7 protein-coding genes and 2 pseudogenes are annotated in these 14,179 nt (G+C 55.7%); 6 read left to right on the top strand and 3 right to left on the bottom strand.

Features of this window, described 5'->3' with window-relative positions; genetic code table 11:
• Positions 1-222 precede the first annotated feature (222 nt).
• The 3 genes and pseudogenes from IC37_RS13065 to IC37_RS29255 all read left to right on the top strand — a co-directional run.
• Positions 223-1,848 carry a methyl-accepting chemotaxis protein gene (locus tag IC37_RS13065; protein WP_030131419.1) on the top strand — a complete coding sequence of 542 codons (1,626 nt, stop codon included), beginning with the start codon at positions 223-225 and terminating at the stop codon, positions 1,846-1,848.
• Positions 1,849-1,888: 40 nt separating this feature from the next.
• On the top strand, positions 1,889-3,076 hold the full coding sequence (locus tag IC37_RS13070) for a pyridoxal phosphate-dependent aminotransferase (protein WP_030131418.1): 1,188 nt from the start codon (positions 1,889-1,891) through the stop codon (positions 3,074-3,076).
• A 407-nt stretch (positions 3,077-3,483) separates the two neighbouring features.
• Positions 3,484-3,597: pseudogene (locus IC37_RS29255) on the top strand (glycerate kinase); the annotation flags it as partial.
• A 70-nt stretch (positions 3,598-3,667) separates the two neighbouring features.
• Here the strand turns inward: IC37_RS29255 and IC37_RS13080 are convergent.
• Positions 3,668-4,055 (bottom strand): annotated as a pseudogene (locus IC37_RS13080) (DUF6124 family protein).
• 399 nt (positions 4,056-4,454) lie between these two features.
• Here IC37_RS13080 and IC37_RS13085 point away from each other — a divergent pair.
• The 3 genes from IC37_RS13085 to IC37_RS13095 all read left to right on the top strand — a co-directional run bounded on the left by IC37_RS13085 (position 4,455) and on the right by IC37_RS13095 (position 10,462).
• Positions 4,455-6,401 carry a hypothetical protein gene (locus IC37_RS13085; RefSeq protein ID WP_030131417.1) on the top strand — a complete coding sequence of 649 codons (1,947 nt, stop codon included), beginning with the start codon at positions 4,455-4,457 and terminating at the stop codon, positions 6,399-6,401.
• 166 nt (positions 6,402-6,567) lie between these two features.
• Entirely contained in the window at positions 6,568-8,787 is a 2,220-nt protein-coding gene (locus IC37_RS13090) for an autotransporter outer membrane beta-barrel domain-containing protein (protein ID WP_256580729.1), read from the top strand.
• Between the two features lie 157 nt (positions 8,788-8,944).
• Positions 8,945-10,462, top strand: a complete 1,518-nt coding sequence (locus IC37_RS13095; protein WP_256580730.1) for a hypothetical protein — start codon at positions 8,945-8,947, stop codon at positions 10,460-10,462.
• Between the two features lie 45 nt (positions 10,463-10,507).
• Here IC37_RS13095 and IC37_RS13100 read toward each other — a convergent pair whose 3' ends face one another.
• A complete protein-coding gene (locus IC37_RS13100; RefSeq protein WP_051414862.1) occupies positions 10,508-11,626 on the bottom strand; it encodes a fimbrial protein in 1,119 nt (372 codons plus the stop codon).
• Positions 11,627-11,648: 22 nt separating this feature from the next.
• Positions 11,649-14,171, bottom strand: a complete 2,523-nt coding sequence (locus IC37_RS13105) for a fimbria/pilus outer membrane usher protein (protein ID WP_030131413.1) — start codon at positions 14,169-14,171, stop codon at positions 11,649-11,651.
• Between the last annotated feature and the right edge of the window lie 8 nt (positions 14,172-14,179).

A 14,179-nucleotide genomic window follows, 5' to 3' on the forward strand; every position in this document is an offset into this window, starting at 1 on the left:
GGCAAGCCCCCTCGCCACAGTGTTTCACCACTGAAGCACTCCTGCCTCCCTAGAAATTTATTTCTCCAACCCCTGCAAAAACCTCAACCCCGGCCGATACAACCAACAGGCGCACACAAACCAATTACAACAGTGGCGCCAAGCTGAAAGGGTGCGCGCCATTACCCGCCCGACAGTGATCCCCGCAAGGATGCTCGCCGCCTCAATTACCGAGATCATCCTATGTCACTGCGTAATCTGAAAATCGCGCCTCGAGCTTTCCTGGGTTTCGCCTTCATCGCCTTGCTGGTCATCGTGCTGGGTGTGTTTGCCGTGAACCGCATGACGATCATCCGTCAGGCCTCTGTGGGCATGGAAGCCACACAGTTACCCAGCATCGGGTTTCTGGGCAACATGACGGAAAACGTTCTGCGTATGCGAATTCTCTCGTTCCGCGTGCTGGTCAACCGTGACCCGGCGGCGTTGCAGGAAGCTCAGACGCGCATCGGCGTGCTCGTCGACAAGTTGCGCACTTCCCAAACAAGCTATGCCGCCTTGCCTGCCAGCCCCGAAGAAGCGGCGCTGTACAAAACCTTCGCGACAACCCTCGACAATTACCTGCAAGCCCAGAGTCAGATGCTGGAGCTGTCGCGGCAGAACAAACTGGATGAGATGCGCACCCTGATCAACACGCGGATCAAGGAGGGCACCGATCAGATGGGCGAGCAACTGAACAAACTGGTGGCGCTCAACGCCGCCGATGCCAAAGCTGCATCGGCGAAAGCGGGCGAGCACTACAGCGAAGCCTTTATCGGCATCGTGACGGTGGCGGTGATGGCTTCGCTGCTGACCGTGCTGCTGGCCTGGTTGCTGACCCGCAGCATTCTCACGCCGCTGAACCGTGCGGTGCTCGCAGCCGAAACCATTGCCGGTGGCAACCTGAGCAAGGTCATCGAAGTCGACGGCAACGACGAACCGGCGCGTTTGCTCGGCGCCTTGTCCGCCATGCAGACCAACCTGCGTAAAACCATCGAACAGATCGCCGGCTCCGCCACGCAATTGGGCGCCGCCGCTGAACAACTCAGCACCGTGACTCAAGAAGCATCCCGTGGCCTGCAACAACAAAATAACGAAATCGAACAGGCCGCCACCGCCGTCAACGAAATGACTGCCGCCGTGGAAGAAGTGGCGCGCAATGCGGTATCGACCTCCGAAGCATCGAACCAGTCGACTCAGGCTGCTCGTGAAGGTCGTGACCGGGTGGTGGAAACCGTTGACGCGATCCAGACCATGACCCACGACGTGCAAAACACGGCGTTGATGATCGAGGGCCTGGCGGCGCAGGGCCGCGACATCGGCAAAGTGCTGGACGTGATCCGCGCCATTGCCGAGCAGACCAACCTGCTTGCCCTCAACGCCGCGATCGAAGCGGCCCGTGCCGGGGAGGCCGGGCGTGGCTTTGCGGTGGTGGCGGACGAGGTTCGGGCGCTGGCCCATCGCACCGCGCAGTCGACCCAGGAAATCGAGAAAATGGTGGCTGGCATTCAGAACGGTACCGGTGAAGCGGTCTCGTCGATGCAACAAAGCAATCAACGCACCCAAAGCACCCTGGAGCTGGCCCGTGCGGCGGGCATCGCCCTGGAGCAGATCACCCCATCGATCCAGCTGATCAACGAACGTAACCTGGTGATCGCCAGCGCCTCGGAAGAACAGGCACAGGTATCCCGTGAAGTCGACCGCAATCTGGTGAACATTCGCGACCTGGCCACCCAGTCTGCAGCTGGCGCCAACCAGACCAGCACCGCCACCCACGAACTGTCGCGACTGGCGGTGAATTTGAACGCGATGGTGGCGCGTTTCGTGATTTGAGATAGGGTTGAAACTGGAACCCGCGCGTTAGGAGAAGTACATGCGCTATTCAGCCTTGACCCAGAGAATCGGCGGTGAGGGAGCCGCAGCCTGGAAGATTCACGATCGAGCGCTGGAATTGCGCGAGCAGGGCGTCGACGTCCTGCTGCTGTCGGTCGGCGATCCGGATTTCGACACGCCGCTGCCGATCGTCCACGCCGCCATTGATAGCCTGCTGGCCGGTGACACCCATTACTCGGATGTACGCGGCACCCGCTCCCTGCGCAGCAGCATCGCCCGTCGTCATCAGCAGCGCAGCGGTCAGGAAGTGGACGCCGGCCATGTGATCGTGCTGCCCGGCGCGCAGTGTGCGGTGTATGCGGTTGCGCAATGCCTGCTCGATCCGGGCGATGAAGTGATCGTCGCCGAGCCGATGTACGTGACCTATGAAGGCGTGTTCGGGGCCTGCGGGGCCAGCGTGGTGCCGGTGGCGGTGCGTCCGGAGAACGGCTTTCGGGTCGAGCCGGCGGATGTCGCGGCGCTGATCACCCCTAAAACCCGCGTCATCCTGCTCAACAGCCCGAACAATCCCTCCGGTGCCAGCCTGTCGTTGAAGAGCTGGCAGGCGCTGGCGGCACTGTGCGTGAGGCATGACCTCTGGCTGATCAGCGACGAGGTCTACAGCGATCTGTTGTATGAGGGCGAGCACATCAGCCCGTCCAGCCTGCCGGGCATGGCGGAGCGTACGGCGACTATCAACAGTGTGTCCAAATCCCATGCCATGACCGGCTGGCGAGTGGGCTGGATGATCGGCCCGAAACCGCTGGCCGAACACTTGATGCACCTGTCGTTGTGCATGCTGTTCGGGATTCCGGATTTCGTCCAGAAAGCCGCGCAAGTGGCCCTCGATAAAGACTTGCCGGAAGTGGCATTGATGCGCGAGGAGTATCGCCAGCGTCGTGACCTGGTGTGCGCGAGGTTGAGCGGTTGCCCGGGCATCCGGCCGATCAGGCCCGATGGCGGGATGTTCGTGATGGTCGACGTGCGCCAGACCGGGCTTGGGGCCCAGGATTTTGCCGAGCGACTGCTTGAAGAGTATGGCGTGTCGGTGTTGGCCGGCGAAGCTTTCGGGCCGAGCGCGGCGGGGCATATTCGCATAGGGTTGGTAGTGGATCAGAGGCGGCTGGCGGATGCGTGTCAGCGGATTGCGTCGTGTGCGGCGGATTTGCTGCAGGTGCGGCGGGCCTGAAGGGTTGTGTTGTTTGGGCTGGCCTCGTCGCGAGTTCCCACATTAGTTCGTGATCGCCAACAAACCGTGTGATCGACACAGGCCCCCCTGTGGGAGCTTGCCCGCGATGAGGCCGTCACATCTAACTTAATGTTGACTGACCCACCGCTATCGCGAGCAGGCTCCTACATTGGTCTGTGGTGTAAGCGCAGATTTTTGACCGACGCAAATCCCTGTAGGAGCACGGCTTGCCGGCGATGGCGATCTTGAGTACGCCATCTCCGGCAAGCCGTGCTCCTACAAGGGCGTGTATGAATCGCCGGGTTTTGTGGAAATGAACAATAATCCTCATGACCACTTGTGCAGCAGCCCGGCGTTATTGTTGATACCTGCTGGCAGCATGGGGGCATCGATACTGGAGAATTCCCATGAAAATCGTTATCGCTCCCGACTCGTTCAAAGACAGCCTCAGCGCCCAGGGCGTGGCCGACGCCATTGCCCTCGGACTGGCTGAAGTCTGGCCCGATGCGCAGGCCCCAAAAAGCTGCGGCTGCTGCGCACCCGACCGGGAGCAAGCCACTCCCTCGCCACACAGGTTTCGCGTAACAGCTCCTACGCAGGCGGATCAATCTGATCCAGCACCCGGTTCGCCGTGATCTCCGCCACCATGATGCTGTTGGAAATGCCCAACAGCGCATAGCGCGATGCACCCTCCAGATGATCCATTAATTGATGCACCCTCCAGATGATCCATTAATTGATGGACCATCACATCGACCGAAGCCAGTGTCTCGACCAAAAAAAACGCCAGGGTTTCGGTCGTGGCCTCCGGGTCGACGGTAAACAGGGTGCTGGGGGGGCGCGGCGTGGCTTTGATGTCGGCAATCGATGCGAAGTGGAAGTCGAGAGCGCTCTCGGTGGCCTCGTTGAGCTTTTTTTAACCGGGTTCGTACGGGGAGACCGGATCGGTGTCTGGGGGATTTGGTGTGACCTTGAACATGATTTCTTATCTTGGTAATGCCGACCAGCTCTGTAGGAGCGAGCTTGCTCGCGATGGTCGTGAACGATAACGCGTAAAACCAGATGCCTGGCGCCGCCCTCAGGTTTTTCGCGAGCAGGCTCGCTCCTACAGGGCGGACTGGCACTGTGCTCTGCATTAACAATGAGAGCGGAGTCATTATGCGATGGTTTTCAACTGCACCTGTATAAGCAGCCACCTATCAACTCTGACAGTATCGCGTTAAAAAAAAACGGCGCTTAATTCGTCCAGGTTTTTATGATCGGGCAGAAACGGCAAAGCGTTTCGTAGTAGTGGAGCCATGCATTGAACTGCCAAGGATGTCTTTGAACGCCATGAGGTCATACGTGGCTCAACCCGAACGATTTTGGAGAGATAAGCATGGCCAACTCATACAAAGAACTAACGGCTGAACAGGTGCGCATCGATTATCGCAAACAGTTTTCTCGAGTAAACCTGGTGCCCCCTGACATCATTGATGCGTTCCCTGGAGATGCCGACGGATTGATGCCAAAAATCTACATTAGCGCGGCGATAAAGGTCGAGATTCCGGAATGGCCGGATCGTCTAGCGGATCAACCTAGTGACCCGCAAGACACATTGTATCTGGAGTGGCTGCCTAGTTCATCAGCGGACTATTTACCTGTTCGGCCTTCAGAATCGATACCAGGCAGTGTCGCGCTACCCAGCTCTAATTTCCCACTGAAGAGAGAAATACCTCTAACCATTTTTAATAGTTATGAAGGAACATTCCAATTCAGATACCGCTTGAAGATGTGGAACAATGATGAAGTGCATGCATCGGCACCCATTACCATTGACCGGACAGGGCCGCTCTGGCCTGCCGTACCTTTGGCCATGATTGTACCAAGCTTGATCACAACGGAAACTTTGGATCAAGACAACGGTGTCATATGCCAAATTCCAGATTTTGCTGAGGAGAAAAAAGACTTCGTTAGAGTTGCTGTTGCCTGGATGGACACGATTCCGGAGGATGAAAGCGACTTCCCTGAACTTGTAGCCTTTTGGGACGTGCTTCCTGCTGATCGTAAAGTACTGGTGCCAAAGCGTTTCGTTACGAACATCGGTTCGAAAACCCATTATGTAGTGTATTTTTTGTACGACAAAGCGGGCAACCGCAGTGAAATGTCTCTGCCAAAACCTGTTTTAGTTGCTTTGGGTGAACTACCCGCCGACTTGGAAAAGTGCTCGGTCCCCCTAGCTGCGGATGGTTTGATTGACCGTGCCGATGCCGCCGAGACTACCGGTCCTACGAGGGTGCATATAAAGCTATACACAGGTTGGGACAGCAATGACGACATTGTGATCAAGTGGGGAGACAAGGAGGTTAAGACAACAGTCGGCGCGCATTTACCCGATGTGAAAATAGATGTACCGTGGTCCATCCTCAAGGAAACATATGATTTTGTGACAGGGGGGAACCAAACAGTAACAGTAGACTATGTGGTCTATCGAGGAGACTACCCGACAGCCTCTCCGGGTAATATCTCCGTCGTGCAAAACTTTGAAGTTCCGGGGCCGGAAAACCCTGATCCTAAGCCGATCAATGAGGATCTGGAACTTATCAGGTTCCAGAGTTTCAGCAATAGCTCAACCGAGTTGACACCGGCGGATATTGGTAAAGATGCAACGGGGTATATCGAGCTGTATGATAATCCCAAGATTGGCGACGTGTTGACGCTCGTCTACAATGGTGAAGTTGTAAGTCCGCCCTACACCGTTACGGGTAATGAAGCGCCTAATCAGGAAGTTCCGATCACTATTCTTTGGTCCGTTATAGAAAAGACTTTGGTGATGACGGATTTGCCAATGTACTACATCTTGACTCGCCCCGGTGTTCCGAATCCGCAGGAATCATTGCGTAGAACGATCAACGTAATCGTTGAGAGAGTCGACCTGCCGGAACCTACCCTTCCAGGCAATCCAATCAACTGCACTCATCTGCTCGAAAAAAATTCGACTTGGGGGATAAACGTACATATCCCGCCTTCAAATTACTTGAAGGTCGGCGCGCACGTAATTGCTGTGTGGAATTCGTACGAACTGGACGGAGTCACTGCATTACCTAAAACTTATCTGATCGAAGAGTTGCCTGTCACTTCGGTTGAAGAGCAAGGCGGTATCAATTGGTTTATCCCTTATGATAAATGCCTGAAACCTACTTATGGTGGTTCAGGAAATTCGGGAGGACGAGGGAAAGTTGCATACGGCATCACGATTCGCGGTGAAACAGTGGCCAGTGATGTAGTTGGAGTTCTCATTGGCGTGTTCGAAAATAATGGTCACTGCGCAATTCCCAGGCCTTGAGGTATTTGCGATGAGTAAGCCGGAGGGAGTTTCCTTTCGGCCATCGTAAGCGCACGGATTATTTTCCGTAACGTTCGGATTAGTCCTACAGAACATTCTGAGGCTGCTCGCTAATCTTGTCACCCTTGTGAGTTCACAAACATGTCGGTAGCTCTGCGAACTTGTCATGGAAATCGTCTTTCTCTGGTGCCTGATGAAAAATAGAAATGCCTTGCTCTTACAGCCTTTATCGGCCTCCCTCAAGTGGGCGCCTCTCCTGCCTTTTTTGCTGGTAAGCACCCACTCGATGGCCAGAATCCTTGACAATGAAACCGCCGTGATCAACGGCAATGTCAGTGCTGATAATTATTTGCTCAGAAACAATTCCGCCCTGACGGCCAATGGGGCAACGACCCGTGAGATCAGAGCTGATACAGGTTCGAAGCTGACGCTCAACGGCGCCACGGTGACATCCGTGGGAAGCCCGATTGCTGTCGATTTAGTCGATGCCAGTGCGAACATTACCCGGAGTATTGTGACGGGTACCAGTACGGGCCTGTCGCTTGGCACTGTCGCCGCCAACCCTCAGGGCTCATCATCGAGCGTCACCGATAGCGTCATTACCGGGGGGACGAACGGTGCCTCGGTGGGTAACTTGAGTGTGTTGGCTTTGACCCGCACGGTTCTCACCGGTACGAGCGGGCAGGGGCTTCAAATCGCTAATGGTCTGGCGTCGGCGACCGATAGCAAAATAAGTGGTGGGCGTAATGGTGTTTTGTTTACGCCTGGCGGCACAGGCAACTCCGGGCGTCTGGTGCTCGACAATACGGACGTGGTAGGTCAAAGCGGCTCGGCAATCCTCATCAACGACTTTGGTCTGTCGCCGATTATCGCTACTGTTGAAGTAGGTAATGGCTCCACTCTGGTCGGGGGCAACGGCAATCTGCTTGAAGTCAAAGGTTCCTCGACGGCCAACATGACGGTCGATAACAGCCATCTGGTGGGTGATGTCACTGTCGAATCCGGTGCTTTTGCAAATATCACATTGCAGAACCAGTCGACCTTGACCGGTCAACTCGACAATGTGTCCAGCCTTGCTGTCAATAGCGGAGCCAGGTGGGTCATGGTCGGTGACGGGAACGTCGGGAATGTAGAACTCAACGGCGGTGGAATTCAGTTCGGCAACCCTGGCGAGTTCTACAAGCTGACGGTTGGCAATCTGGCGGGTGAGGGCGGTACGTTCTACATGCACACCAATTTCGGCGTGGTCGACACCCTGACCGTCACCGGAACAGCCAGTGGCAATCATCTGGTTTCGATCGATTCCAGCGGTTCGGAACCTGTGGCGGCCGGGTCAATACCCGTTGTGCATATCGGCGGCGGCGATGCTCAGTTCACGCTGCTAGGTGGCGAAGTGGATCTGGGTGCGTTTTCTTATGACCTGATCAAACAAGGCGACAAAGACTGGTACCTGAACACCACGAGCCGAACCATAAGCCCTGGCACGCGTTCGGTCCTTGCGCTTTTCAATACAGCCCCGACTGTCTGGTACGGCGAACTGAGTACGCTGCGTACCCGGATGGGCGAGGTGCGGATGGACCACGGCAAAGCTGGCGGGTGGGTGAGAGCGTACGGCAACAAGTACGACGTCAGCGCCAACTCCGGCGTCGCCTATCAACAAACGCAGCAGGGTTTGTCTTTCGGTGCCGATGGTGTGTTGCCGGCTGGCGATGGCCAATGGCTCGTGGGCCTGTTGGGTGGCTATAGCCAATCCGATATCGATCTGAGCCGAGGCACCAGTGGCACGGTCGACAGCTATTATCTGGGCGCCTACACCACGTGGATGGACGAGCCCAGCGGTTATTACTTCGATGGCGTACTCAAGTTCAACCGGTTCCAGAACAAGTCCGACGTCCAGCTCAGTGATGGTGATAAGACCAAAGGTCACTACAACAACAACGGTGTTGGCGCATCCCTTGAATTCGGACGACATATCAAACTGGCCGACGATTACTTCGTAGAGCCGTACACACAATTGTCGGGTGTGATCATTCAAGGTCAGGATTACGACCTCGACAATGGCCTGGTCGCCGAAGGGGATCGTACGCGTTCCCTGCTGGGCAAGGTGGGCGCCACTGCGGGACGAAATTTCAACCTGGGTGAGAACAAGACAGTCCAGCCCTATATCCGGGTAGCCTATGTTCACGAGTTCGCCAAAAACAATGAAGTTGAAGTCAACAACAATGTATTCAACAACAATTTGTCCGGCTCCCGTGGTGAGTTGGGTACAGGCATTGCCGTGAACATTAACGAAGCCGTCTCCATGCATGTTGATCTTGACTACAGCAACGGCGACAAGATCGAGCAGCCGTGGGGCTTCAATGTCGGTGCACGTTATCGCTGGTAATTTAATACGTTGAAGAGGGGATGGCGTTTTTGCCTCCCCCGTACGTACCGGAGGGATGGCGGGTAATCGATTACAAGAAAAGAGGAAGTGGTATCTATCTGCCGGGAATGTAATAAGCGGTGTTTTTCGGCTTGTTTTCATGTGTGAGGGAACCAGCATGTTCAAGCTTTTCGAATTGTTCAAAAACTTACTTTCTCGCAAACAGAGCCTTGAAAATCTGGATGCTCCCAGGGTAATCGGTGCGCTTCCGCCTATGCCTGGCGGCGAAGAAAATCTGCTACCCAAGGACGCATGGCTTGAACCGTTACGCGTAGAATTCAATCTTTGGCCCGATTACGCTCAGGCCCCAGAGGTATTCGATACCCTGGAACTGATATGGGATAACGACGAAAGTAATCCGGTTGCCACAAAGCAGTATCAAGGGCCAATTGATCCGGACAATCCGCCCGATCTCTGGTTGCATGTACCAATTGCCAATCTGCAAGAGGGTGTACATCAGCTGCGCTACCGAGTACTTCCCTGGAATGGTTCACCCCCTCGAGATTCAGTGCCAGTCAACGTCACCATCGATAAAACCCCTCCCATACTGGCTACCGCCAGCGAATTGAGTATTCCTGACGATATTCGTCCACCCAACAAACTGACCGCCCGCTACCTTGAATTGAACGATGACGAGGTGAAGGCTGGCCTCCCGTCATATACAAGTCCTCGGCCCTGGGATCGCATCACGTGGTATTGGGGTCCAACCCCGGGTACCCAGGAAGAGGGCGGCGAGATCGAGCTCGATGACAGCGACTATTCCGAACCCGTCATCATCACAATTCCAGGTGATCTGATCCGTGAAAGAGACGATGGTTGGCGCTATGTGTGGTACAAGGTGCGGGACCGCGCGGGCAATGTGAGTCATCGTTCCGAACCAGTGGAGCTGGACGTTGCCGCAACGCCAATTCCGCGTGATTTGCCTTGGCCTAGTGTAGAAAAAGCCTCGGGTGAGGGGGCGCGCCAAACGCTCGATCCGTTGCAGGTTACGACGGGTGCGGTTGTGGTGATTCCTGAGGGTGCGGCTTATCCATCTGAAGAGGTGTGGCTGCAGTGGGGCGAGCCCGATTCGTTGGGTGCCTGTCGAGTTGATTCCCCTATAGACCCCGGGCAAAGACGTTATTTGGTTCCAAAGGAATCCGTCGCCCCTTTTATCGATAAGGAGGTGCCTGTTTACTACGTCGTGGTCGACCACAATTCTGAACAGTTACCGTCTCAACGACTTACTCTAAAAATCATCAAGCTAAGCGGCCTGCCTACGGTTCAATGCGATGGGCTTACAGGTGGAGACCTAAGCTACAGGAACGTCGAGGCAACAGGTGCGAAGATGACCCTCATACCGTGGCCCTTGATGAGTACCGATCATTGGATCCGAATAACGATGACCGGCCTCAATAGTGGGAGTGGAGTCCCCATTTCCTATCCAGTGATCAACGGTCGTGCGGTCACCGCTCGCGAGGTGCTCGTTGGTATCGGTGGGGATCAAGTCATCCGGGTACCGAAGACTTTTTTGAATACGCTCCGCCGTAATGCGCCACTCACCGGTCGCGTCTACGTCAGCTTTGACGGCGGGAAAACCTGGCCTCCGGATTCTTCGCCTGATTTCCCACTACTGACACTGACACTTGTCGATTGAATACTTGTCTGGACACAGACGCTGTTAGCGCGAACCTAAACAAGTCTACTTGTAAGTCAATGTAAAGTTTAACGCGCCTTTTGCAGACCCGGCACGTATGTCACTGCTTGCACCAAGTTGATAATACCGCGCGGTAAAATCCAGAACGGTGTCGCCGTTGCTTATCGGTTTTAGAGGTACTTCTCGCTCGAGTTCGACGGGTGTAAGACCATCGCCGCGCAGGATCTGTATACCCATCCCTTCAGCCGAGGAATCAGCTGTCAGGCTGAAAACTCCCGATGGGGTTGCCGGTTGCGAGCCACTGGCACCCTCAAGATGAATGTTGGCGTAGGCGATGTTGATATCGCGCCCATCGGTAACACATGAAGCCAGGGTGATCTTGAACGGTACTGCAGTGGTCGTGTAGCCCGGCCCCGAAAAATCGACCGCGTCCCAGTCCCCGAGTTGCACAGGGTCGGCGCTGACTTGGCTGGTCCCGCAATGAGCCTGGACCACCGTACCAATCAGTCCGACCCCAAAAGCCTTGCCGGTAATGCCCGAAAAAGAACCGCTGAACAATTCTTGTCCGTTGAGTGTTTGCGGCCCCGGCGGAATCTGCCCTGTTTTTATCAGCGTAATTCGGCTTTCCAACCGTGAAAAAGTCAGCAATGCGGCACCCATTGGTCGTTGGTGATGTGCGCTGAACGGCACGGTGGAGTCGCCGAAATCTGGGACAAAAGCGTTGCTCGCGGAGTTATCGAACGGGAACAACAGTTTTATCTGTACACCTACACCAGGAATATTGGTTTGCATGAGGGTATTGGGAGCCACTTGAGTTCCCGTGGCTAGCAACAGACCCTGAGCAAGCGGCACGCTCGTATGTGCATTGAATGACAGTCGGACATTCCCATCGTTTTCACAGATGATGGCGCGTCCTTCGTTGTTTGACGTTCTTATGAATTGCGAAGCCCTGCCTATCACACTACCAACCGGCGCATCTCGTGGCACGAATACACTGCCGAGGTTCTGATGAAATGTCATGGTCCCGGCGCCGGTTCTCCAATCACAGGAGTTGGGCGTGGCCTGCGCCGGAAAGTGATGGAAACCGGCAACGAACCCCAGCAAGCCAACCAATTTGTTTATGGATAGTTTCATGATGATTTCCTGAGCGGTCAGGGTGGTCATGGTTTTCCGCGCCTCTTGAGTCTTAGCGCGACGACGATTGGCATGTCATAGACTGCAACCGGTAGCCCTGTGTCTGCTGCATGTTCTGTGGGTCAACGAACAGTTGGCACCGCGGTTCAGTTTGTGCCCCCCAACGCACCTGCAGAACGTGCGGTTCGGCACTGGTCGAAAGCATGACTTGACCGGCCTGCCCAACGATACCGATGACTTCATTGCCATTGCTCACCTGAGCCCCGAAGGGTAACGGCTGACCGTTCGCGGTACTGCCCGTGATCACCAGGCGGGTGACAGAGCGCGCCGCGAAGGTCGCCTTAACCACAGCACCGCGTCTGGGTACGACCTGGGCGGTACCGTTATCGATTTCTACTTCGGGGCCGGACTTATCCGTTTCCAGGACGAGATGATTGACTCGGTAGGGACGCAAGTACGGCACCAGTGCGTAGCCCCGCACATTGGTTTCAACGCCAATGGCATTCACTACCCCGATGCCCTCAATGCCTGGAACTTCAACAAGCGCCGTGGTTTCACCCATGTAAGGCCCCAACTCGACGCCTCCCGAATGCAGCATCACAGTGCCGCTGGCATTGAGCGAAACGTTTCGGTAGTCGTTACCTTGAGTGAGACCGGCGCCGATACTGCCGGCGGACGCCTGATACCCAAGCGAAAGCGCGGCGGACTTTTGCCTCGCTTCGTCGTTGCTGACAGACGCCTGATAGCTGAGCCGGTTTTGATCGATGCTACCGCTCAGGCTCGCGCGCTGACTGAGTTGATCGCCGTTTCTCTGGAAGTCCAAAGTCGCGTTGCTGGAATGACCAAAATTCAATGGAAAGGTTGCACTTAGCCCAATCTGCCGGTCATTGCCACGATCGTTACTCAACGATTGGGAGGCAAACAGGTTGTAATTCACGCCTTTGTATCGAGTGTTGAAGTTGAACTGATACTGGCGTTGGACATGGGTGCTCTGCCAATAATCCTGTTGCGACAGGGAAAGGCTCAGTGAACTTTGAGCGCTTATATTCTGATAAACGGATGCCTCCAGCCGACTGCGACGGCTGCCGCGCCAGGTTGAGCTTTGGCTGCGTTGGCGCACAGCTTCATCGAAGTCCCGATACCCCTCGGTGGAATAGCGATAACCGGCGAAGCGCACGTTCGTTCTGGAGGCGAACGACTTGCCATATTTGACCGCATAACTCGGCCCTTGAACTTCCTGCGAGTCCACGTTGCCGATATCGGCGCGGGACTGGGTCAGATCGAGGGACAGCGCGCCAAACGATCCCAGGTCCCTGGATACCCCAACGGTGCCGGCCCGGTAGAAGTCACTGGCCATCAGGCCACCATACAGCGTCGAACTCCACACAGTGCCCATGGCCAATGTTCCCTGCCAGAACACAGGTTCTTCAAGATCGTCTGCGCCATAGTAGCGACCCAGCGCGCTGCTATAGCGCCACACGCCTTCGCGCAGCAAATTGTTGAGCGTCGCGTAGGGTTGCGAAAAACGTCGGACCTGTCCATCCGCTTCGGTTAGAACGATGTCCAGCTCGCCGCTACCGCCGCTGATACTGAGGTCATCGATTTCATAAGGGCCAGGGCTGACATAGGTGGAATAAATCGGGTAACCGCTTTGAAAAATTTCCAGATTGGCGCGTGTTTGCGCCACGCCTCGGATGATCGGCGCGTAATTCTGCAGCACATCGGGCAGCATCCCAGGGTCCGAACCTATGACAGCGCCCCTGATGGGCACGCTTCTGAAAACGTCGCCACTGGTGAAGGTTTCACCCAAAGTCAGGTTTGCATGGGTGCCCGGCAAATCACGCTGGGCAAAGGTGTTGGTTCTCGTCCACTCCCGCTCGCCTTGCTCATTCATACGCAGCGACTGGTTGCTGCGCAATCGCCATGAGCCGAGGTTCAGACCGCTGTTGAGGTACAGGTCATCGCTGCTTTGATCGCCTGCATGGCGGCTGTTGGTTTGTTGCGCCGACACCTGGTAACTGACAAACGCGGCGTTGATGCCGTTGTCCCAGCGCTCGGGATCAACCTCGCCCAGGACGTTGCGACGCATGGCGATCTGAGGCACGGAAAGAGCAAGCGACAGCTTGCTGCCATCGAAATCGATTTGCGCGCCGGGAACGAGTTTCAACAGGTCGATGCACGTCGTTTGCAGCAAATCCGGATCGACCAGACCGTCGAGCCGGATGCCCATCTCGTCCAATAGCCGGGGCGAAAGGCAAGGTAATAATCGATCACCCTCGGGGTTGAGAATGAATTGGATTTCCCGCTGGCCAAAGTGATTGAGGTTGACCTGAATATCGACCCAATAGCGTCCAGGACCGAGATCGTCGCCGTTCGACAGCGTGCTCAGGGCCAATGCCCCGGCCTCTGCATCAGTTTCCGGGCTCTGGCGCATGAAACTGGATTGGAACTCGATGGTCGATGCTCCCTGTGCAGCCTTTACATCGAGCAACAGTCCCGCACCGCTGCCGATGACAATCAGTCGGGCCAGGTGCAGGCGCAAGGGCGCGCACCGGTTTTCCGGTAAGCATGTCATGGTGTATT

Origin of the sequence: Pseudomonas sp. QTF5 (genome assembly GCF_000512695.2) — a bacterium.
Classification (GTDB): Bacteria; Pseudomonadota; Gammaproteobacteria; order Pseudomonadales; family Pseudomonadaceae; genus Aquipseudomonas.